The organism is Aeromicrobium yanjiei (assembly GCF_009649075.1).
GTDB lineage: Bacteria > Actinomycetota > Actinomycetes > Propionibacteriales > Nocardioidaceae > Aeromicrobium > Aeromicrobium yanjiei.
Map to the genome: position 1 here is coordinate 1,448,182 of NZ_CP045737.1, position 22,404 is coordinate 1,470,585.

16 protein-coding genes are annotated in these 22,404 nt (G+C 69.3%); 10 read left to right on the forward strand and 6 right to left on the reverse strand.

The window, feature by feature from the left end:
• The first annotated feature begins 50 nt into the window (after window positions 1–50).
• From pgfA to rpsA, 3 genes are all read left to right on the forward strand, one after another.
• Window positions 51–1,064, forward strand: coding sequence for a cell envelope lipid trafficking protein PgfA (pgfA, locus tag GEV26_RS07240; RefSeq protein ID WP_194839991.1), 1,014 nt, complete (start codon window positions 51–53; stop codon window positions 1,062–1,064).
• Window positions 1,065–1,140: 76 nt separating this feature from the next.
• A complete protein-coding gene (locus GEV26_RS07245) occupies window positions 1,141–2,391 on the forward strand; it encodes a M18 family aminopeptidase (RefSeq protein ID WP_153652444.1) in 1,251 nt (416 codons plus the stop codon).
• Between the two features lie 208 nt (window positions 2,392–2,599).
• Window positions 2,600–4,063 carry a 30S ribosomal protein S1 gene (rpsA, locus tag GEV26_RS07250; RefSeq protein ID WP_153652445.1) on the forward strand — a complete coding sequence of 488 codons (1,464 nt, stop codon included), beginning with the start codon at window positions 2,600–2,602 and terminating at the stop codon, window positions 4,061–4,063.
• 66 nt (window positions 4,064–4,129) lie between these two features.
• On the opposite strand, the gene GEV26_RS07255 is transcribed toward rpsA, so the two are convergent.
• Window positions 4,130–5,464, reverse strand: coding sequence for a class I adenylate-forming enzyme family protein (locus GEV26_RS07255; protein ID WP_243839000.1), 1,335 nt, complete (start codon window positions 5,462–5,464; stop codon window positions 4,130–4,132).
• A 135-nt stretch (window positions 5,465–5,599) separates the two neighbouring features.
• Here GEV26_RS07255 and GEV26_RS07260 point away from each other — a divergent pair, with 135 nt between their 5' ends.
• Together GEV26_RS07260 and coaE are read left to right on the forward strand one after the other, a co-directional pair.
• On the forward strand, window positions 5,600–6,532 hold the full coding sequence (locus GEV26_RS07260; RefSeq protein WP_153652446.1) for an SH3 domain-containing protein: 933 nt from the start codon (window positions 5,600–5,602) through the stop codon (window positions 6,530–6,532).
• Window positions 6,533–6,541: 9 nt separating this feature from the next.
• Window positions 6,542–7,150: a dephospho-CoA kinase gene (gene coaE, locus GEV26_RS07265; protein WP_153652447.1), complete on the forward strand. Its 609-nt coding sequence runs from the start codon at window positions 6,542–6,544 to the stop codon at window positions 7,148–7,150.
• On the opposite strand, the gene GEV26_RS07270 is transcribed toward coaE, so the two are convergent.
• The 3 genes from GEV26_RS07270 to GEV26_RS07280 form a co-directional block, all read right to left on the reverse strand.
• Window positions 7,147–8,043, reverse strand: a complete 897-nt coding sequence (locus GEV26_RS07270; protein ID WP_243839047.1) for a sigma-70 family RNA polymerase sigma factor — start codon at window positions 8,041–8,043, stop codon at window positions 7,147–7,149. The two genes, coaE and GEV26_RS07270, sit on opposite strands and share 4 nt — an antisense overlap.
• A gap of 312 nt (window positions 8,044–8,355) precedes the next feature.
• On the reverse strand, window positions 8,356–10,494 hold the full coding sequence (locus GEV26_RS07275; protein ID WP_153652449.1) for a S9 family peptidase: 2,139 nt from the start codon (window positions 10,492–10,494) through the stop codon (window positions 8,356–8,358).
• Entirely contained in the window at window positions 10,491–11,798 is a 1,308-nt protein-coding gene (locus GEV26_RS07280) for a DNA polymerase IV (protein ID WP_153652450.1), read from the reverse strand. The genes GEV26_RS07275 and GEV26_RS07280 overlap by 4 nt, the downstream gene beginning before the upstream one ends.
• 123 nt (window positions 11,799–11,921) lie before the next feature.
• Here GEV26_RS07280 and GEV26_RS07285 point away from each other — a divergent pair, with 123 nt between their 5' ends.
• From GEV26_RS07285 to GEV26_RS07300, 4 genes are all read left to right on the forward strand, one after another.
• Window positions 11,922–12,902, forward strand: coding sequence for a DUF4192 domain-containing protein (locus GEV26_RS07285; RefSeq protein WP_153652451.1), 981 nt, complete (start codon window positions 11,922–11,924; stop codon window positions 12,900–12,902).
• A 43-nt stretch (window positions 12,903–12,945) separates the two neighbouring features.
• Window positions 12,946–14,424, forward strand: coding sequence for a glutamate-cysteine ligase family protein (locus tag GEV26_RS07290; protein WP_153652452.1), 1,479 nt, complete (start codon window positions 12,946–12,948; stop codon window positions 14,422–14,424).
• A 102-nt stretch (window positions 14,425–14,526) separates the two neighbouring features.
• Window positions 14,527–15,924 (forward strand): RNA polymerase sigma factor, encoded by a 1,398-nt coding sequence (locus tag GEV26_RS07295; protein WP_412838315.1) that lies wholly within the window; start codon window positions 14,527–14,529, stop codon window positions 15,922–15,924.
• A gap of 268 nt (window positions 15,925–16,192) precedes the next feature.
• Complete coding sequence (locus GEV26_RS07300; RefSeq protein ID WP_153652454.1) at window positions 16,193–17,716, forward strand: phospholipase D-like domain-containing protein; 1,524 nt, start codon at window positions 16,193–16,195, stop codon at window positions 17,714–17,716.
• A 64-nt stretch (window positions 17,717–17,780) separates the two neighbouring features.
• On the opposite strand, the gene GEV26_RS07305 is transcribed toward GEV26_RS07300, so the two are convergent.
• Window positions 17,781–18,047 carry a DUF7455 domain-containing protein gene (locus GEV26_RS07305; RefSeq protein ID WP_153652455.1) on the reverse strand — a complete coding sequence of 89 codons (267 nt, stop codon included), beginning with the start codon at window positions 18,045–18,047 and terminating at the stop codon, window positions 17,781–17,783.
• A gap of 136 nt (window positions 18,048–18,183) precedes the next feature.
• Here GEV26_RS07305 and GEV26_RS07310 point away from each other — a divergent pair, with 136 nt between their 5' ends.
• Complete coding sequence (locus GEV26_RS07310; protein WP_243839001.1) at window positions 18,184–20,274, forward strand: DNA gyrase/topoisomerase IV subunit B; 2,091 nt, start codon at window positions 18,184–18,186, stop codon at window positions 20,272–20,274.
• A 9-nt stretch (window positions 20,275–20,283) separates the two neighbouring features.
• On the opposite strand, the gene GEV26_RS07315 is transcribed toward GEV26_RS07310, so the two are convergent.
• The gene (locus GEV26_RS07315) at window positions 20,284–22,401 is read right to left on the reverse strand and encodes an acyltransferase family protein (RefSeq protein ID WP_194839992.1); all 2,118 of its coding nucleotides are present in this window, start codon (window positions 22,399–22,401) and stop codon (window positions 20,284–20,286) included.
• Window positions 22,402–22,404 lie beyond the last annotated feature (3 nt).

Genomic DNA, 22,404 nt, shown 5'->3' on the forward strand with positions numbered 1-22,404 from the left:
CACCGATTACTGTTACCGTTCGGTAATCAAACTTGTGGAGGGAGCCCACAGTGGCAAAGAAGTTGGGGACAGTCGCCCTGTTCCTCGGAGCCTTCGTGCTCGCGCTGGCCGCGCTGTCGAAGTTCTACATGTACGACCAGCTGGCCCAGGTGCCGCTGAACCAGGACACCACCAGCGAGGCCACGACCGCGCCGGGCGCGGATGGGGAGTACCTCGACGTCGCCGCCGGTCTGAAGGTGAGCAACGGCCCGCTCAAGAACGTCAAGGTCGTTCGCGGCGACATCGACGCGAGCAAGAAGGCGAGCAAGGAGCTCGGCCGGGACGTCGCCGTCTGGGACATCTACGACAGCACTGACACCGCCGACTTCGACTTCGGCAGCGGCGAGACCCCGCTGACCGGCACGAGCGACCGCGTCGCATTCGACCGCAACACTGGCGAGGCCGTGAAGTACGAGGACACCAAGTCCGAGGCCGACGGCGAGACGATCGAGCCCGCCGACATCAAGGGTCTGTACTTCAAGTTCCCCTTCGACGCGCAGAAGAAGACGTACCAGTTCTGGGACGGCACGCTGCGCGAGGCGACGCCGGCCAAGTACGTCGGCGAGGGCGAGGTCAAGGGCCTCAAGGTCTACAAGTACCGCCAGACGATCGAGCCCATCAAGACCGGCACGATCGACGTCCCGGGCGACCTGATCGGCGAGAAGGCGACCACCGTCACGGCCGACCAGATCTACTCGAGCGTCACCGACTACAGCATCGAGCCCGTCACGGGCGTCGTCATCTGGGGCCAGACCGCCCAGGACAACTACCTCGAGCTGGACGGCGAGCGGGTCCTCACCACGACGAAGGCCACGCTCGCGTACACCGACGCCAACGTGCAGAAGAACGTCGACGACTACAAGGGCAAGTCCACGCTGCTGTCGGCGGTCAAGACGACCGTCCCGGTCGGCGGACTGATCCTCGGCATCCTGCTGATCGGCGCGGGCCTGTTCCTGCGCCTGAAGAGCGACGGCTCCAAGGGAGCGCGTCACTCCGACAAGGACGAGCTCGTCAGCTCGCGCTGACACACCTCGCACCCAGCCGAACGCCCCGACCACCGGTCGGGGCGTTCGTGCGTCCGCGGCCACTACGCTGGGGAGCATGACGATCGCTCCCGCTGCCGACCTGTGCGACTTCATCGATCGCTCGCCGACGCCGTTCCACGTGTGCCGCACCGTGGCGTCCGAGCTCGCGGCGGCGGGCTACGAGGAGCTGCGCGAGGCTGACGAGTGGCCGCAGCAGCCGGGCCGCTACCTCGTCGTCCGCGGCGGGTCGCTCGTCGCGTGGTCGACCGAGGCGGAGTCGTCGCCGCAGGACGCGTTCCGGGTGGTCGGTGGCCACACCGACAGCCCCAACCTGCGGGTCAAGCAGCACCACGACCTCGACCAGGAGGGCCTGGGCGTCGTGGCCCTGCACCCGTACGGCGGTGCGTGGCTCAACTCGTGGCTCGACCGCGATCTCGGTGTCGCGGGACGACTCGTCCTCCGGGACGGCAGCGAGCGCCTGGTCCACGTCGACGAGCCCGTGATCCGGGTGCCCCAGCTCGCGATCCACCTCTCCGCCGATCGCAAGATCGACCTCGACCCGCAGCGGCACCTCAACGGCATCTGGTCGACCTCGCCCGGCACCTTCCTCGACCTCGTCGCGGATCGGGCCGCGGTGTCCCGCGAGGACATCCTCGGCTTCGAGCTGATGACGCACGACACCGCGCCGAGCCGGCTGACGGTCAACGGCGAGCTGGTCAGCGCTCCGCGCCTGGACAACCAGACCACGTGCTTCACCGGCACCCGGGCGCTCCTCGCCGCGACGCCCGTCCCCGGCGTCCGTCCCGTGCTGGCGCTGTTCGACCACGAGGAGGTCGGCAGCACGTCCGAGCGTGGTGCGCAGTCGGACCTGCTCATCACGGTGCTCGAGCGCATCGTGCTGACCGCCGGCGGCACACGGGAGGACTTCCACCGCGCGATCGCCGCGTCGGTCTGCGCGTCCGGCGACATGGCGCACGCGACGCACCCGAGCCACGCCGAGCGTCACGAGCCGCTGCACCACGTCGAGATCGGCGGGGGACCGGTCCTCAAGGTCCATCCCAACCTGCGTTATGCCACCGACGCGGTCGGCACCGCCCACTTCGCCCGGGCCTGCGAGCAGGCCGGCGTCCCGCTGCAGCGCTACGAGCACCGGGCCGACCTGCCCTGCGGATCGACGATCGGGCCGCTGAGCGCCGCCCGGACCGGCATGCTCACGGTCGACGTGGGCGCCCCGCAGCTGGCGATGCACTCGGCGCGCGAGGTGATGGGAGCAGCGGACGTCGACCCGTACGCCGCAGCCCTGGCCGCCTTCCTGTCGCCCGCCTGACGAGACAGGCAGACCGCGCGGACACCCCGTCTATCGTCCCGGTGGGGGTGTCGCGTACGATTGACAATGCGCTGATGGCCTGTGCGTACCTCGGACGTAGCAGGCCCGCACTCGTGCCCTGCCCAGTGATTCTTGCCCGGCATCCTCACGATCCAAGGGCTGTCAGACGTGCCCGACAATTCCACCCATCCATCGGAGCAACTCCTTTATGACTAGCAGCATCGCCCACGTGGCACCCCAGGTCGCGATCAACGACATCGGCTCTGAGGAAGACTTCCTCGCCGCCATCGACGCCACCATCAAGTACTTCAACGACGGTGACATCGTCGAAGGCATCATCGTCAAGGTCGACCGTGACGAGGTCCTCCTCGACATCGGTTACAAGACCGAAGGTGTCATCCCCTCCCGCGAGCTCTCCATCAAGCACGACGTCGACCCCAACGAGGTCGTTTCCGTCGGAGACAGCGTCGAGGCCCTGGTGCTCCAGAAGGAGGACAAGGAAGGCCGTCTGATCCTGTCGAAGAAGCGTGCGCAGTACGAGCGTGCGTGGGGCGACATCGAGAAGATCAAGGCCGAGGACGGAGTTGTCGAAGGCACCGTCATCGAGGTCGTCAAGGGCGGCCTCATCATGGACATCGGTCTGCGCGGCTTCCTGCCGGCGTCGCTGGTCGAGATGCGCCGCGTGCGCGACCTCGACCCGTACATCGGTCAGAAGATCGAGGCCAAGATCATCGAGCTCGACAAGAACCGCAACAACGTGGTCCTGTCGCGCCGTGCCTGGCTCGAGCAGACGCAGTCCGCAGTTCGCCAGAACTTCCTCACCGAGCTCCAGAAGGGGCAGGTCCGCAAGGGCGTCATCTCCTCGATCGTCAACTTCGGTGCGTTCGTGGACCTCGGCGGCGTCGACGGACTCGTCCACGTCTCGGAGCTGTCGTGGAAGCACATCGACCACCCGAACGAGGTCGTCCAGGTCGGCGACGAGGTCACCGTGGAGGTGCTCGACGTCGACATGGACCGCGAGCGCGTCTCGCTGTCCCTCAAGGCCACGCAGGAAGATCCCTGGCAGCACTTCGCCCGCACCCACCAGATCGGTCAGATCGTCCCGGGCAAGGCGACCAAGCTCGTCCCGTTCGGTGCGTTCGTCCGCGTCGAGGAGGGCATCGAGGGCCTGGTGCACATCTCCGAGCTCGCCGAGCGTCACGTCGAGATCCCCGAGCAGGTCGTCCAGATCGGCGACTCGGTCATGGTCAAGATCATCGACATCGATCTCGAGCGTCGTCGCATCTCGCTGTCGCTGAAGCAGGCCAACGAGACCGAGGCCTCGGCCACGGACGACTTCGACCCGACGCTGTACGGCATGACCTCGTCGTACGACGAGCAGGGCAACTACATCTACCCCGAAGGTTTCGATCCCGAGACCGGCGAGTGGCAGGAAGGCTTCGACGAGGCGCGCGCCGCATGGGAGAAGCAGTACGCCGAGGCTCACGAGCGCTGGGAAGCCCACAAGAAGCAGATCCAGGAGGCCGAGAAGGCCGGCATCGAGGCTGCTGCGGCATCCAACTACTCGTCGGACTCGTCCGCCGGGTCCGAGGACGCCCCGCAGGAGGGCTCGCTGGCCTCCGACGAGGCCCTGCAGGCTCTGCGCGAGAAGCTCACGGGCGGCGAGGCGTAACCAACCGCCACTCGTCCCCACACAGAACCCCCGGTCCTCGGACCGGGGGTTCTGTGCGTCCGCGACCTACAGCTCGGTCCGGCGCACCTTGCCGGTGGCGGTGCGGGGCAGGACGTCGACCCGCTCGTACGTCTTGGGCCGCTTGGGCGGGGCGAGGCGCGTCCGGGCCAGCTCCCGCAGGACCTGCTCGTCGACCGCGCCGACGTACGCCGCACAGACCTGCTGACCCCACCGCTCGTCGTCGCGTCCGAAGACGGCCACGTCGACCAGCCCCGGGGCGTCCTGGAGGGCGCCCTCGACCTCTGCGGGGTAGACGTTGACCCCGCCGCTGATGATGAGGTCCTCGCGCCGCGAGTCCAGGTAGACGTGGCCGTCCTCGACCCGGCCCAGGTCGCCGACCGAGAAGGCGGGACCGTCGGGGGTGTCCCGCCACGTGGCGGCGGTCTTCTCAGGGGCGTTCCAGTAGGTGAAGCGCGCCCACGGTGGCACTGCGCACCACAGCTGGTCGTCCTCGTCGACGCTGACGACGCGGCCGGGACGGGCCCGACCGAGGGTGCCGGGTCGTTCGACCCACTCGGCGGCCGGGCAGGCGGTGAACTGTCCTTCGGTCGACCCGTAGAACTCCCACACGGTGTCGAGGCCGAACAGTGCGTGGGTGCGGCGGCGGACCGGTTCGGGGCACGGGGCGCCGGCGTGGGCGACGAGGCGGAACGACGACAGGTCGGGGCGGACATGGTGCTCGTCGAGGTGCGAGAGGAGCCGTTGCAGGTGTGCCGGCACGCAGAACATCGACGTCGGCCGCAGCGCCGCCACGGCCTCGAGGAACGCGGCGGGCTCGAACGCCGGCAGCACCGCGACCGATCCGCCGGCCAGGATCGTGCCCATCGCGAACCTCAGCGGCGCCGAGTGGTAGATCGGCGACACCACCAGATCGAGGTCCTCCTGGCAGAATCCCCACAGGTCCCGTTCCTCGCGCACCAGCGCGGCAGCGTCCTCGGGTGACAGCAAGCCCGACCACACTCCCTTGGGGCGGCCCGTGGTGCCCGACGTGAAGTGCATCGGCCGGCACCGTGGGGCGGGGTCGAGGACGCCCGCGGGACCGGTGAGGAGGGCCTCCAGGGCGGCCTCGTCGTCGATCATCAGGGCGGGGGAGACGTCGGCGACGATCCGGTCCCGCTCGTACGCGGTGAGCCGCGGGTCCAGCGGGACGGGGACGACGCCCGAGCGGGTCGCGCCGAGCACGGCGCTGACGTACGCCGTCGAGCCGGGGACGGACAGCACGACCCGGTCACCGGCCACGAGGCCCCGGGCGGCCAGCGCGCCGGCGACACGTCGTTGCTGCTGCTCGCTCGCGGTCGCGGTCAGGACAGGGGAGGGGGTCGTCGACGGGGAGGTGAGCACCGCGGACCTTTCAGATCGTGAGACGTCAGTCACCGCGCTGAGCGGTGGACGGACGGTTGGGGGTGAACCTTTGGGCCCAGTATGGTTCACTCGATCGTTGAGTCAGACGTCGTCGACGCACAAGGTGGTACCCCAGTGGCAGATTCTCGCCACAAGCACGCAGCACCGCGCCCCGCCAGGCGCACCCTCCGCACCTCCCGCTCCGCACGAGCAGCCGTCCTCCCCCTCGCAGGCCTCCTGGCCATCGGCGGGGTCGTGGGCGTGGCAGCTGCCCAGGAAGGCGGCTCGCCGGCCGCCGAGGCGGGCGCAACGATCCCCCAGCAGCCGCCCAAGAAGGACGTGTTCGCCGCCTCGGTGAGCAGCGGGCAGGCGCCCGCGACCGTGAGCCGCAGCGCCGAGCGTCCGCCGCTGCCCAACGCCGCCGCGGTCGAGGACAAGATCAAGGGTGAGCTGTACGCCAAGAGCGACCTCGACATCCACGCAGCCGCGAAGAAGTCCTCCCCGGTCCTGGCCGAGGTCGAGTCCGGCGACACCGTCGAGGTCACCGGCAAGCGGTCCGACGGCTGGGCCGAGATCATGCACAAGGGTCTCCCGCGCTGGGTCGACGCCTCGAGCATCACGACCCAGAAGCCGGTCGAGGAGACCTCGCCCGAGACGTCGGACGACGAGGCCCCCGAGGCGGCCACGTCCGGTGGACTCAGCACGGCGCCCTGTGCGGCCGGCTCCGGCCCCGAGAGCGGCCTTCAGCCCGACACGATCAAGGTCTACCGCGCGGTCTGCGCGAAGTTCCCGTCCATCGTCAGCTACGGCGGCGTCGCCGGCCGCGGAGAGCACGGCACCGGCCAGGCGCTGGACATCATGATCTCGTCCGATCTCGGCAACCAGGTCGCCGCCTTCCTGCAGCAGAACCGCACCGCCCTCGGCGTGGACTACCTCATCTGGCGTCAGCGCATCTGGCGTCCCGCGACCTCGCCCGACTGGCGCGGCATGAGCGACCGGGGCAGCCCCACGGCCAACCACATGGACCACGTGCACGTCACGACCTATGGCAACGCTGCGACCGGCTAGGGCGCGGGCGTGCTGAAGGTCGGGCTCACCGGCGGCATCGGCTCGGGCAAGAGCACCGTCAGCGCGCTGCTGGCCGCGCACGGCGCTGTCGTCATCGACTACGACCAGCTCGCCCGTGACGTGGTGGAGCCGGGGAGCCCTGCGCTCGACGAGATCGCCGCGCGCTTCGGCGCCGACGTCATCGCCGAGGACGGGACGCTCGATCGCCCGGCGCTCGGCGCGAAGGTCTTCGCGGACCCTGCGGAGCTGCAGGCCCTCAACGGCATCACCCACCCGGCGATCGGCCGGCTGGCCGACGAGCGGCAGGCCGCGGCCGGTCCCGACGCGATCGTCGTGCACGACAACCCGCTCCTGGTCGAGATGGGCGCCGCGGGGCTGTGCGACGTCGTGGTGGTCGTGGACGTGCCCGTGGACGTGCAGGTCGAGCGCCTGACGACCCAGCGGGGGATGACCGAGGCCGATGCGCGGGCCCGCATCGCCGCACAGGCGTCACGCGAAGAAAGGACCGGTGCCGCCGATCTGGTGATCGACAACACCGGTCCTCAGGACGAGCTCGCCCTCATCGTCGGGGGAACCTGGGACGAGCTCGTGTCCAGGGCGGCCGCTCGGGCCGTCTAGGCCGCCAGGTCCGGATCGGCGATCCGGCGCAGGGTGGCCAAGGCCTCCCGCTCGAGCTGGCGTACGCGCTCGGCGGAGATGCCGTGCCGCTTGCCGATGTCGGCGAGCTTCTGCTGGCGACCGTCGAGCAGGCCGTAGCGGGCCCGGACGATGTCCGCCTCGCGTGGGCCGAGGTGGTCCACGAGCGTCGCGATCAGGTGACGCGTCTCGTCGTCCAGCACCGCGAAGTCGGGGCCGGGCTGGGTCTCCCGGGCGATGAGGTCGCCCAGCGACGTGTCGCCGTCCTCGTCGACGGGTGAGTCGAGGCTGACGTGGTCACGGCCCCAGGCCATCAGGTCGACGACCCGCTCGACGTCCATGCCGAGCTCGAGCGCGATCTCGGCCGGCTCCGGGTCGTACCCGAGCTGACGCTCGAGGTTGCGACGTGCCGCGGTGACCTGGTTGAGCTCCTCGACCACGTGGACGGGGAGACGGACGACGCGGGCCTGCTGGGCGATGCCGCGGGTGATCGCCTGACGCACCCACCACGTGGCGTACGTCGAGAACTTGAACCCCTTGGCGTAGTCGAACTTCTCGACCGCGCGGATGAGGCCGGTGTTGCCCTCCTGGACGAGGTCGAGCATGGGCATGGCCGAGCGTCCGTACTTGCGCGCGATCGACACGACGAGGCGCAGGTTGGCCTGGATGAACTCCTGGATCGCGCGGTCGCCCTCCTCGGCGAGCCACGTCAGCTCCTCCTCGGTGGCCCACTTGGGTGCGCCACCCTTCTTGCGTCCGACGCGTCCCTCCTCGAGCAGATGACGCGCGAACAGGCCCGCCTCGACGGTCTTGCTCAGCTCGACCTCCCGCTCGGCATCGAGCAGGGGAGTGCGAGCGATCTCGGCGAGGTACATGCCGACGCTGTCCTTGCCCTCGGCGGTGGTGTTGCCGGTCCTGGTGCTCACGGTGCGACTCCCATTCAGTTGCTTGTACATACCAGAACGCGTTCAACCCCCGAAGGATTCCGCTCTCAGTCAAGTCTTAGGGTCACCGTGCTATACGCCACTCGCCCGGTGCCGGGACGGGGCCGGGGCCGGGGCCGGACGGACGATGAGGGTTTGCGGCAGCTATAACTACCCCAAACCCTCATCGTGAGTCCGGGCCGGGACGGGTGATGAGGGTTTACGGCAGCTGTGGCTACCGCAAACCCTCATCGTGGGTCCGCGTCAGCGAGCGTGACGGGTTGCGACGTCGATGATCCAGGCGAGCTCCCAGGCCCGCTCCTTCCAGGAGGCGTAGCGTCCGCTGACGCCGCCGTGGCCGGCGTGCATCTCGGTCTTGAGCAGGATCGGGGCGTCGCCGGTCGCCGTCGCGCGCAGCCTGGCCACCCACTTGGCCGGCTCGACGTACATGACCCGGGTGTCGTGCAGGCTCGTCACGGCGAGGATCGCGGGGTAGTCGTGGGCGCCGACGTTCTCGTACGGCGTGTACGACTTCATGTAGGCGTAGACCTCGGGGTCGTCCAGCGGGTTGCCCCACTCGTCCCACTCGATGACCGTCAGCGGGAGCGACGGGTCGAGGATCGTGGTGAGGGCGTCGACGAACGGCACCGCGGCGACGATGCCGGCGAACGCGTCGGGCGCGAGGTTCGCCACTGCGCCCATCAGCAGGCCGCCGGCGCTGCCGCCCTCCGCGATCAGCCGGTCCGCGGACGTCCAGCCCTCGGCCACCAGGTGGCGGGCGCTGGCGACGAAGTCGGTGAACGTGTTGCGCTTGTGCAGCTGCTTGCCGTCGTCGTACCAGTGCCGGCCCAGCTCGCCACCGCCGCGCACGTGGGCGATCGCGAAGACGAAGCCGCGGTCGAGCAGCGACAGCCGCATGACCGAGAAGCCCGGATCCATGCTGGCCTCGTACGAGCCGTAGCCGTAGAGGAGCGCCGGGGCCGTGCCGTCGCGCGGGGTGTCCTTGCGGCAGACGATCGAGACCGGCACGAGCGTCCCGTCGTCTGCGGTGGCCCAGCTGCGGTGCTGCTCGTAGTCGGCGGGGTCGTAGCCACCGAGCACGGGCGCCTGCTTGCGCAGGATCAGCTCGCGGGTCTCGGGGTCGAAGTCGTAGACCGACGACGGGGTCACGAACGAGCCGACGCCGACGCGGATCAACGGCGGGTCCCACTCGGCGTTCGCGCCGACGCCACTCGTGAAGAGCTCCTCGCCGAAGTCGATCTCGGACAGCTCGCCCAGGCCGTCCGGGCCGATCGAGATGGTGCCGACGCGGGCCAGCGCACCGCTGCGGAACGACACGACGAGGTGCCGGGCGAACACGTCGACGTCCTCGAGGCGCACGGTGTCGCTGCCGGGGATCACGACGGTGCGGTCGGTCGGGTCGTCGACCGGCACGGTGACGAGCTCGAAGTTGAGCGCGCCGTCGTTGTGCAGGATGACGAAACGGTCCTCGCCCTGGATCACCGCGTGCTCGAGCGAGTACTCGACGCCTTCGCGGCGGGGGAGCACGACGCGGAACTCGCCCTCGGGGTCGTCGGCCTCCAGCACGCGGTACTCGCTCGTGATCTTGGAGCCGAGGCCGATCACGAGGTAGCGCTCGGAGTGGGTGCGTCCGACGCCGATGAAGTAGCGCTCGTCGGTCTCCTCGAGCACCAGGGCGTCGTCGCCGGTCGTGCCGACCTGGTGGCGCCACACCCGGTACGGACGCCAGGCGTCGTCGACGGTCGTGTAGAACAGGTGCGTCCCGCCGGCCGACCAGGTCGCTCCGCCGCTCGCGCCGGTGATCTCGTCGGGCAGGATCTCGCCGGTGCGCAGGTCCTTGATCCGGATCGTGTAGCGCTCGTCGCCCTGCGTGTCGACCGACCAGGCGAGGAAGTTCTCGTCGTCGCTGATGCTGAACGCGCCGAGCGAGAAGAACTCGTGTCCCTCGGCCTCCACGTTGGAGTCCAGCAAGATCTCCTCGCCGGGGATCTCGCTGCCGGCGTCGAGCACCGGCGGAGTCCAGTCGTCGGGATCCTGCACCGCGCAGCGGCACCGGATCGCGTACTGCTGGCCCTCGATCGTGCGGGCGTAGTACCACCACGCGCCGTGCCGCGTCGGGACGGAGAGATCGGTCTCGAGCGTGCGGGCCTTGATCTCGTCGAAGATCTGCTGGCGCAGCGGCTCGAGGTGGGCCGTCGCGGCATCCGTGTAGGCGTTCTCGGCCTCCAGGTACGCCAGCGTGGCCGGGTCCTCCTTGTCGCGCATCCACTCGTAGTCGTCGACGAAGTCGTCGCCGTGGTGCGACCGGGTGATGGGGCGTCGCTCGGCGACGGGGGGTGCGGGGAGGCTGGCGGTGGGCTCGGGCAGGACGGGCGAGGTCATGCCTGCAACGTACCGCTGTGTCCCGCACCCAGCGCGGGGTCGTCGGCGCGGAACGTGCGCACAGGACCCGGAGGCGTCCACCGGGTCTCGAAGCGCACCGTCACCCGTCCCAGGCCCGCGCCCCAGACCCAGCCGTCGCCGAGGTCAGCGTGGTGGACGTCCATGCCCGGGTACCAGCGGGTCGGCGAGGCCGTGTCGTCCTCGGTCGTGTCGTCCTCGTCCTCAGGCTCGGGATCGTCCTCGGCGAACAGGTCGTCCTGCACCCAGTCGGCCAGACCGCTCACGCCGACGCCGAGCAGGCGCAGCCCGTTGCTGATGTCCTCACCGGCCAGCAGGCCCCTCGCGGTGGTCGCCAGGACGCGCGCGCTGTCGGTCGGGTGGGCCAGCGTGGACGAGCGGGTGTGCGTCTCGAAGTCGTGGTGACGCATCTTCAGGGTCACGGTGCGGCCCGAGAGCCCGCTCTTGCGCAGCCGGGCCGAGACACCCCGCGCCATGCGCTCGATGATCGTCTCGAGCTGGAGACGGTCCGAGATGTCCCGCTCGAACGTGTCCTCGACGCTGACCGACTTGGCCTCGCGGGTGGCCACGACCGGCCGGTCGTCCTCAGCCCTCGCGAGCCGGTGCAGCGAGCGTCCGGAGGCCTGCCCCAGCAGCCTGACGAGCTCGTCCTCGGAGGGGGTGCGCAGGTCCTCCACGGTCAGGATCCCGACCCGCCGCAGGCGCTCGGCAGTGGCCGGGCCGACGCCCGGGATCGCGTTGACCTGCATCGGGCCGAGCACGTCGGCCTCGGTGCCCGGCTCCACGACGAACACCCCGTCGGGCTTGTTGATCTCGCTGGCGATCTTGGCCATCAGCTTGGACGACGCGACGCCGACCGAGGCGGTGAGCCCGCCGGTGATGTGGGTGATGTCGGTGCGGATCTTGTCGACGACCTCCTCGACGCGGTCCGGGTCGAAGCCCTCACCCGCCGCCAGGTCGACGAACGCCTCGTCGAGCGACAGGGGCTCGATCAGCTCGGACTCCTCGCGCAGCCGGGCCATCACGAGCCGGCTCGCCTCGCGGTAGGCCTCGAAGCGGCCGCCGAGGAAGGCCGCGTGGGGGCAGCGGGCGCGTGCCTCGGCGGTGCGCATCGCCGACCGTACGCCGTGGACCCGCGCCTCGTAGGAGGCCGTCGCGACGACTCCCCGCTGACCGGTGCCGCCCACGATCACCGGACGTCCGCGGAGCGAGGGCTTGTCGCGCTGCTCGACGGAGGCGAAGAAGGCGTCGAGGTCCAGGTGCATGATCGACGCCGTGGACCGCATGAGGACATTGTGTCCTGCTGCGCCCACACACCTTTGTGCACACCTGGGCCGGACGGCCGCCGTCGTCCACAGGCCATGAGCTGAGCCTGTCGGCCGCGGCACCGGCTCGGCAGCGTGGACGGCATGACCCACACCCCGCCCGTGTTCACCGCCCACGACGTCCCTGACCTCATCAATGCCGTGCCCACGTTCTTCGGGTTCAGGGTCGAGGAGTCCATCGTCGCGGTCGCGACCTCGGGGCCGCGGCGCAGGCTCGGCTTTCGTCTGCGGATGGACCTGCCGAGGCCTGGTAAGGAGGAGGCCGTCGCTCGCAAGGTGGTGGGTCACCTGACCGATCACGGTGCCGAGGGAGCGATCGTCATCGTGCTGACGGAGCAGCAGGAGCTGGCGCTCGAGCTGCTCGACGCGATCCACGCCGCGCTCGACGACTTCTCGGGCATCGAGCTGATCGTGCGTGCCCGGGCCGACGGCGAGCGCTACTGGACCGACGAGCCCGGGTTCCCGCCCGAGGGCCTCGCCTACGTGACGTCGGAGCACCACCTCTCGATCGTGCAGGCGGTCGCCGCGGGCCAGCAGATCCTCCCGAGCCGCCAGGTGCTGGTCGACCGGTTCCGGCCGGTGACGGGGGTACGGCGCCGCTGGCTCGAGCACGCCACGGCGTCGATCCTCGAGGAGATCGTGCCCCAGGTCGCCCGCACCGTGCCGGGCGAGCTGGCCGCAACCGGCATGGCGGTGGTCGAGCCGATCCTCGATCGTGTCCGCGCGGGGGACCAGGTGTCCGACGGTGACCTGCTGCGGATCGCGGCCTGGGTGTCCACGATCTCGGTACGCGACGAGGTCTGGGGGCTGATGACCCGCGACAACGCCCCCGAGATGCTCGCGGCGCTGACGCTGGTCTCGACCCGGGCCGTCCCGCCGCTGGAGCCGGCGGTCCTGAGCCTCGCGGCGTTCGCGGCGTGGCTCACCGGCGACGGTGCGCAGGCGCTGATCGCGGTCGACCGGGCCATCGAGGCAGATCCCTGCTACTCGATGGCCGGCCTGATCCTCGAGATCCTCGAGCGGGGCGTCTCGCCGGCATCGTGGGTGGGCTGGCCGACACCGTGATCGATGACGCGCCGAGGTGCGCAGACCGCTCTACGCTGTCGCCATGGGACAGGACGTCGAAGCACGCGAGTTCAGCCGCGAGGACCGGACGCTCTACCGCACCAAGGTGCGCCGGTGCCTCGACGTGTTCGCCCGGATGCTGGGGGAGCGCGACTTCTCCTTCGAGCACCCGCACGTCGGGATCGAGATCGAGTTCAACCTCATCGACGCGCTCGGCGACCCGTCCCTGCGCAATGACGACGCGCTCGCCGCGATAGCCGATCCGGACTTCCAGACCGAGCTCGGGCTGTTCAACATCGAGATCAACGTCGCGCCCACCCGCATCGACGGCAAGGGCCTCGACGTGCTGGAGTCGGCGCTGCGCGACGACCTCAACGCCGCCCAGGCCAAGGCCACGTCCGTCGACACCAACCTGCTGATGATCGGCATCCTGCCGACCCTGCAGGACGGTCACCTGAGCCGTGAGGCCATCTCGGCCAATCCGCGCTACCACCTGCTGTCCGACCAGATCCTCTCCGCGCGCGGGGAGGACATCGAGATCGTGATCGACGGGGTCGACCGTCTGGACACCACGGCCGACACGATCATCCCCGAGGCCGCGTGCACCAGCACGCAGCTGCACCTGCAGGTCGAGCCGGACGACTTCGCCCCGATGTGGAACGCCGCGCAGGCGATCGCCGGGGTCCAGGTCGCGATCGGTGCCAACTCGCCCTTCCTGCTCGGCCAGCAGCTGTGGCACGAGACCCGCATCGCGCTGTTCGAGCAGGCGACCGACACCCGCAGCGAGGAGCTGAAGACGCAAGGCGTACGTCCCCGGGTGTTCTTCGGCGAGCGCTGGATCACCTCGGTGTTCGACCTGTTCGAGGAGAACGTGCGCTACTTCCCCTCCCTGCTCCCGATCGTCGACGAGGAGGACCCGCTCGAGGAGCTCGAGGCGGGTCGCATCCCCCAGCTCGCCGAGCTGCGGCTGCACAACGGCACCGTCTACCGGTGGAACAGGCCGATCTACGACATCGCCGACGGGCGCCCGCACCTGCGCATCGAGAACCGGCTGCTGCCCGCGGGGCCGACCGTCGTCGACACCATGGCGAACGCCGCGCTGTTCTACGGGCTGGTGACGGTCCTCGGCACGAGTGAGCGCCCGGTGTGGTCCCAGCTGTCGTTCCGCGCTGCCGAGGACAACTTCCACCAGGCGGCCCGTGCGGGCATCGAGGCCGACGTCTACTGGCCGGGCGTCGGGACGGTCGCGGTCCGCGAGCTCGCGCTGCGGCAGCTGCTGCCGCTCGCCGACACCGGCCTCGAGCAGATGGGGGTCGACACCGCCGTACGGGACCGTCTGCTCGGGATCATCGAGCAGCGCTGCATCACCGGGCGCAACGGTGCGACCTGGCTGATCGAGGAGTTCGCCCACCGGACCCGCACGTCGGGCGACCGGGCCGAGGCGATGCGGGCGACCACGCTGGCGTACGAGGAGCACATGCACGCGGGGGACCCGGTCCACCTGTGGCCGACCCGTGGCTGAGAGGACCCTGAGATGGAATCGGTTGGCGGCCCGTGTCACACTTGCTGCAGAGGTTGACCACAGCCCTCTTTGTTGCGCCCATCTACCGTTTGTGAGGTTGACGTGCCGGTGAATCCCGCTTCAGGATCTCCCCTCGGCGTCGTCAAGAAGCTCCTCTCAGGAGCCTCAGAAGACGATTCCAGCAAGGCGCCCGACGTGAGCGCGGCTCCGGCCAAGAAGACCGCGGCCAAGAAGACCACATCCCCTGCGAAAACAGAAACGACCGTGACCAAGACTTCATCGAGCCCCGCCAAGAAGACCGCAGCCAAGAAGGCGCCGGCCAAGAAGGCGGCCGCCAAGGCCGCCGCAGCTGCCGAGGAGGGCACGGTCCCCGCGGCCGTCGACCTCGCCGAGGCTCTGGAGACGCCCGTCGTCGATGGCACCGTGCTGGTGGATGCCCAGGGCAAGAAGATCCTCCCCGACATCCCCGACGAGGAGTTCGAGAAGGACCTGGCGACCGATCCGACGCTGAAGGAGGACGAGAAGTCCTCCTACACGCTGTCGGCGGCCGATGAGTCCGACGAGCCCGTCCAGCAGGTCATGGTCGCCGGCGCGACGGCCGACCCGGTCAAGGACTACCTCAAGCAGATCGGCAAGGTCTCGCTGCTGACCGCCGGCCAGGAGGTCGAGCTGGCCAAGCGCATCGAGGCCGGGCTGTTCAGCGAGGAGAAGCTCGCCAAGGGCGGCCGCCTCTCGGAGAAGAGCCGTGAAGAGCTCGAGTGGATCGTCGTCGACGGTCGCCGCGCCAAGAACCACCTGCTCGAGGCCAACCTGCGTCTCGTCGTCTCGCTGGCCAAGCGGTACACGGGTCGCGGCATGCTCTTCCTGGACCTGATCCAGGAGGGCAACCTCGGTCTGATCCGCGCGGTCGAGAAGTTCGACTACACCAAGGGCTTCAAGTTCTCGACGTACGCGACGTGGTGGATCCGCCAGGCGATCACCCGCGCGATGGCCGACCAGGCCCGCACGATCCGCATCCCGGTCCACATGGTCGAGGTCATCAACAAGCTCGCCCGTGTCCAGCGCCAGATGCTGCAGGACCTGGGCCGTGAGCCCACGCCCGAAGAGCTTGCGATCGAGCTGGACATGACGCCCGAGAAGGTCGTCGAGGTCCAGAAGTACGGCCGCGAGCCGATCAGCCTCCACACGCCGCTCGGCGAGGACGGCGACTCGGAGTTCGGTGACCTCATCGAGGACTCCGAGGCCATCGTCCCGGCCGACGCGGTGTCGTTCACGCTCCTGCAGGAGCAGCTGCACGCGGTCCTGGACACGCTCTCCGAGCGCGAGTCCGGTGTCGTCTCGATGCGCTTCGGCCTCACCGACGGCCAGCCCAAGACGCTCGACGAGATCGGCAAGGTCTACGGCGTGACGCGTGAGCGCATCCGCCAGATCGAGTCCAAAACCATGAGCAAGCTGCGTCACCCGTCGCGCTCGCAGGTCCTGCGCGACTACCTGGACTGAGCGTACGCACGTGAACCGGTCCGCCTCCCGCACGGGAGGCGGACCGTTCTCGTTCCGGGCCGCGCACGGACCATCCGGCGCCCGGTTCGCCCGGGCAGATGGTTACATGCTGTCGCCCGCCGCGCCCTGATTCGCCGAGGAGGGCGGACCGGCGGGTCATCTGGGTTAGACTGCCACGACATCGACGAGCGTCTCGGAGAGCAGACCTGTGCAAAAAACCGGCGGACCACAGCACGTAGTGCGCGTAATCGGGGTGGGCGTCCTGGCCGTGAGCCTCCTGCTGGGCTTCGGCTCGGTGGCCTCCAACGCCGAGAACGTCACGGAGGAGCCAGCAGCGGCAGCGACCCCCACGGCCGCTCCCACGACTCCGGCTCCCACGGCGACGGAGGAGCCGGCTGCTCCCGACGCGACGACGACACCGCCCCCGAAGGTCAGGGCGGCGGCTGCGTCCCCGTACGGCAGCAACTACCCGGTGACGCTCGAGACCAACTTCTCGCGTCCGTTCAAGGCGATCTCCAGCTCGGCCAACAGCGACTTCTCGCTGCTGAACGACCTGGAGCGGCTGATCCGCGGCTCCTACAAGGATCCGCGCACCGGCAAGCTGCGCCCGGCGTCCGTCCGTCGCAGCAACTCGGTGTTCATGTCGATCTCGCGCATGGAGAACTCGCACCGCGTCGGTCGTGAGCTGATCCGCGCGGCCAAGGCCGGCGTCAAGGTCCGGGTGATCCACGGCAAGGCCTCGCAGTCCAAGGAGTCCCGCGCGCTGCAGCGTGCGCTCAAGAAGGGCTCGTTGCGCGACTCGAACTTCAAGATCTGCCAGAAGGGCAAGAGCCTCGCGTGCCTGTCGGGCCTCAACGGCGCGATCATGCACTCCAAGATCCTCCTGGTCAGCAACACGTTCACCCGTGACAACAAGCCCGCCAAGGCAGCGATCTGGTCGGGCTCGGCCAACCTCGGTGGCCCCAGCGGTGAGCGCACGTACAACAACGGCCTGACGATCTACAACGACAAGAAGCTCTGGTACGGCACCCGCCAGATGTGGGACGACATGTACGCCGAGCGCAACGTGGGCAACAACTACCTGCGCTACATCGACAAGCACGCGTCGCGCTACGGCATCAGCGAGTCCGAGCGCAAGAAGTTCGGCTACACCAAGGCCGACCCGGTCAACGGGATGTTCTACTCCAACCTGGCCAACGTGACGATCTATGCGACGCCGATCCTCGCGACGCCGACGAACGGCAAGGACCCGGTCCTCAACCTGCTCAACCGGGTCGTGCCGGACGACCAGTGCCGCATCCGTCTGCAGGAGAACCGGTTCAAGTACCGCCGCATCGCGGTCGCGCAGAAGCTGGTCCAGCTGGCCGACCAGGGCTGCAAGGTCTCCGGCGTCTACTTCGAGGACGACCTCAAGGTCAACCGGGTCGCGCACTGCCAGCTGCACATCCGCATCTGCCGCCCGATCCTGGACGTCTTCAAGACCTCGAGCCGCCGCATCGAGGCCGCATGGGCCAAGCCCCACGACAAGACCATCCTCGTCGAGGCCAAGCTGAAGAAGAACCGCCTCAACCCCGAGGAGGTCGCGATCGACGGGACCAAGCCCAGCAGCTGGCCGAGCGACGGCATCCGCACCAAGCTGGTCCAGGCCGGCTCGGCGGCGCTCACGGGGTCCAACCTCGTGGTCAGCGACGAGATCACGACCGAGACCACCGATCCGGCGGTCTACGAGGACTACCTCCAGCACTGGAAGTCGATCCTGAAGTCCAACGAGATCCACAGCTACCCGTACTGATCGCATGACGAAGGGCCGGCCAGTTTCCTGGCCGGCCCTTCGTCATGTCTGGGGGAGCGGGTGCTCAGTCCTCGTCCACGACCGTCGTCGAGGACGAGGCGAGACGCTCGCTCTCGTCGTGGATCTCGGCAGACATCTCACGCAGCTTCTCTTCGTGCTGACGAGCGTGGTGTGCACAGAAGAGCAGCTCGCCGCCACCACCGAGGGTGACGCGAACGTACGCCTGTGCACCGCAGCGGTCGCAGCGGTCGAGGGAGCTCAGCTTGGGGGCTGTCAGTGTTGTCACGGTGACCTTCTCTCTGAGCCTGTGCGGATCTGACTGGATCAACATCCAACCACGGAGGCGTATTCCTCGTGGTCTTTGGTGACCTATGACATAGATCCTCCCTGACGGGGACAAACAACCCCGGCAGGCGCGCGGCGGCAGCGCGTGTCAGGAGCGTCGGCACTGGGACTGCTGGATATCCTTGCAGCACACGTCATCGCGAGAGGCACTGATCATCGACAACACGTACGACGCCCGAAATCTCCTGGTCCTCGAGGGTCTGGAGGCGGTGCGCAAGCGCCCCGGCATGTATGTCGGATCGACCGACACGCGCGGCCTCATGCACTGCTTGTGGGAGATCATCGACAACTCGGTCGACGAGGCCCTCGGCGGCCACGGCTCCCACATCCTGGTCGCCCTGCACGCGGACGGCTCGGTCGAGGTGCAGGACCAGGGCCGTGGCGTCCCGGTCGACATCGAGAAGAAGACCGGCCTGACCGGCGTCGAGGTCGTCTACACCAAGCTGCACGCGGGCGGGAAGTTCGGCGGCGGCTCGTACGTCGCCACCGGCGGCCTGCACGGCGTCGGTGCCTCCGTGGTCAACGCGCTGTCGTCGCGCCTGGACGTCGAGGTCGACAAGGGCGGTGCGACCTGGGCGATGTCGTTCCGGCGCGGTGTGCCCGGCGTCTTCGCGGGCGACGGACCCGATGTGGACTTCACCCCCACCAACGAGCTGCGCAAGATCGGCAAGGTCGCCAAGGCCCGCACCGGCACGCGCGTGCGCTACTGGGCCGATCCGCAGATCTTCATCAAGGGGGCCAAGTTCGCGTACGACGAGCTGGTCGCCCGCGCCCGTCAGACCTCCTTCCTGGTCCCGGGTCTCGAGCTGGTCATCCGCGACGAGCGCGGCGAGGTGCCCTCGGAGGAGAAGTTCCGCCACGACGGCGGCATCAGCGAGTTCTGCGAGTTCCTGGCGCCCGACGAGCCGGTCTCGGACGTGCTGCGGCTGCAGGGCGAGGACGTCTTCACCGAGACCGTCCCGCTGCTGGACGACAAGGGCCACATGACGCCGCAGGACATCGAGCGCAATCTTGGCGTCGACGTCGCGCTGCGCTGGGGGACGGGCTACGACACCGAGCTCAAGTCGTTCGTCAACATCATCGCGACGCCCAAGGGCGGCACGCACGTCAACGGCTTCGAGCGCGCGCTCACCAAGACCTTCAACGACGTGCTCAAGACCACGCGGCTGCTGAAGTCCGGCGATCCCGACGTCATCAAGGACGATGCGCTCGAGGGCATGACGGCCGTCGTGACGGTCCGCCTGGCCGAACCGCAGTTCGAGGGGCAGACCAAGGAGGTGCTCGGCACCCCCGCCGTCACCAAGATCGTCAACCAGGTCGTGAGCCGCGAGCTCAAGGCGTTCCTGACGTCCTCCAAGGCGGCGGAGAAGGCCAAGGCCCGCCTCGTGATGCAGAAGGTCGTCGACGCGTCCCGCACGCGTCTGGCGGCCCGTCAGCAGCGCGACACCCAGCGCCGCAAGAACGCGCTGGAGTCCAGTGCGCTGCCGGCCAAGCTCGCCGACTGCCGCAGCAACGACGTCGAGCGCTCCGAGCTGTTCATCGTCGAGGGCGACTCCGCGCTCGGCACGGCCAAGTCGGCCCGGGACTCGGAGTTCCAGGCCCTGCTGCCCATCCGCGGCAAGATCCTCAACGTCCAGAAGGCCAGCATCGGCGACATGCTCAAGAACGCCGAGTGCTCCTCGATCATCCAGGTCGTGGGGGCCGGCTCGGGTCGTACGTTCGACGTCGACGCCGCCCGCTACGGTCGCATCATCTTCATGGCCGACGCCGACTCCGACGGTGCGCACATCCGCTGCCTCCTGGCGACGCTGTTCTTCCGCTACATGCGCGAGCTCGTCGACGCGGGACGCGTCTACACCGCGGTGCCGCCGCTGCACCGCATCGAGCTGACGAACCCCAAGAAGGGGCAGGAGAAGTACGTCTACACCTACTCCGACCCCGAGCTGCAGCGCACGATGGCCGAGCTGAAGCGCAAGGGCATCAAGTGGAAGGACCCGGTGCAGCGCTACAAGGGCCTCGGCGAGATGGACGCCTCCCAGCTCGCGGAGACCACGATGGACCCGCGGCACCGCACCCTGCGCCGGCTCACGGTCGACGACGGCGAGGAGGCGGCCGAGGTGTTCGAGCTGCTGATGGGCAACGAGGTCCCGCCGCGCAAGGAGTTCATCGTCCAGGGCGCCTACGAGATCGACGCCGACAAGATCGACGCCTGACGCAGCCCGTCAGCCGTCCCGGCGGGCGGCCAGCAGGCCGTCCTCGTCGAGCCGCTGCTCGATGTACGGCTTCATGGTCGCCATGTACGTCTTGCTGACGTGGGTGCGGTCGCGGTAGACGTTGACGCCACCGATCACGGCCGGGCACTTCTCGTCGTCGCAGTAGAAGCGGGTGAAGTCGTACAGCCGGGCGCCCTTGACCTCCTTGGCGGCCCCCACCAACGGGTCGAAGTTGGGGAACGCCTTGTCGCGGGGGAGCGCGCAGCTGTCGGGCGTGATCGTCCCCTCCAGGGCCAGGCAGTCGTTGGTGTCGACGGGCTGCGCGGTGTTGTCGCGGAAGGCGACGATCGGGACGCCGCGCTCGGCCAGGGGGCGCCAGGTCGTGGCGAAGCCGGCGACCTGCTCCTTCGGCCCGGTCGCGGGCCGCGGGTGGGCGAGCGCCCCGGTGACGATCAGGTCGATGTCGTCGGCGTTCTTCAAGAGGTACGCGTTGACGTTGTCGCGCCACTCGTAGCAGCCCTCGGCGATCGTGCGGTCGGGGTTGGGGTGCGGATTGCTCGACCAGTTGCAGCCGGCCTTGACCTGGACCTCGAGGAAGAGCTTGCCCTCCTTCGCCATGGGCACGAACGCGGGCAGGAGCGCCCGGGCGTGCGAGTCACCGATCACGACCACGTGGGGCAGCGTGGGGTCCTTGGGGTCACCGAAGGTGCAGGTCGTGCGCACCTCGTTGTCCGAGGTCTGGCAGCCCGGGTAGTTGGGGTTGTCGCGCCGGATCGCGGTCGTGTCGGGCACCAGGAGCCCGTCCAGCTCGGGGTTGTCGCAGGGCTGGTCGGGGTCCATCGACGCCGCACCGAAGCAGCGCGGGGTGTCCTTGGTGATGTTCTCCTTGAGCTGCTCGGCGCGATCGGCCTCGGCGTTGGCGTGCTGCACGCCGCCGAGGCAGGCGGCGGCGAGGCAGGCGGCGGCGACCGACGTGAACGCGAAGGTCACCGTGCTGCGCTGGATGCCGAGCTTGCGACCCGTGCGCACCGGGTCCTCGACGTAGCGCTTGGTGAGAGCGGCGGCCGCGAACGTCGCCACCAGGATCCCGACGCGCGGCCAGAAGCCGAGCTCGTGGCCGAGGATCACCGGGAGCAGGACGATCGGCGGCCAGTGCCACAGGTAGAGCGGGTAGGAGATGTCGCCGGTCCACTGCACGAAGCGGCGCTCGATGATCCACCGAGGGGAGAGGCGCGAGTCCGGCATGCCGGCCGCGATGACGGCGACCGTCGCGAGCACGGGCAGCAGGGCCGCCGTGCCGGGGAACGGGGTCGAGCCGGTCAGCTCGAGGCCGCAGTAGACCAGCACCGCGATGCCGGCCCACGACACGAGGGCCGCGACGTGCGGCGTGACGGGGTGCGTCCGGCGGCGACCGGGTGCCGCGCGGAGCGTCAGGAGGGCCAGCAGGGCGCCGGCGCCGAACTCCCAGGCCCGGGTGAACGTGGAGAAGTACGCGAAGGACACGTTGTCGTACGTCAGCCACCACGAGTAGGCGAAGCTGGCGACCGTGACGGCTGCGACGACCACGGTGACGGTGGTGAGGCGGCGTGCGCCGATGCGCGCGGCGAGCAGGATCGAGGCCAGCACGATGAGCGGCCACGCGACGTAGAACTGCTCCTCGACCGACAGCGTCCAGTAGTGCTGGGCCACGCTGGGCGCGTTCTCCGCCGCGAGGTAGTCGACCGCGTCGAAGGCGAGGCGCCAGTTCTGGAAGTACAGGGCCGAGGCGAGGATCTCGCGGAAGTTCTGCCCCCAGTTGAGCAGCGGCATCCACAGGTAGACCGCGAGGGCCGAGGTCGCGAGCACGAGGTACGCAGCAGGCAGCAGGCGGCGGGCCCGGCGGGCCCAGAACCGGCCGAGCCGGATGCGCCCGGTCGTCTCCGCCTCGCGCGCGAGGTGGGCGGTGATGAGGAAGCCGGAGATGACGAAGAAGACGTCGACGCCCATGAAGCCGCCGGGCAGGCGCCCGGGCCACAGGTGGTACAGGACGACGAGCAGCGCGGCGCCGGCGCGCAGCGCCTGGATCTCGGGCCGGACCGGGCGAGGAGTGCGCTGGGTGGCGGGTGCGTCAGCGGGTGCGGACGGCACCGG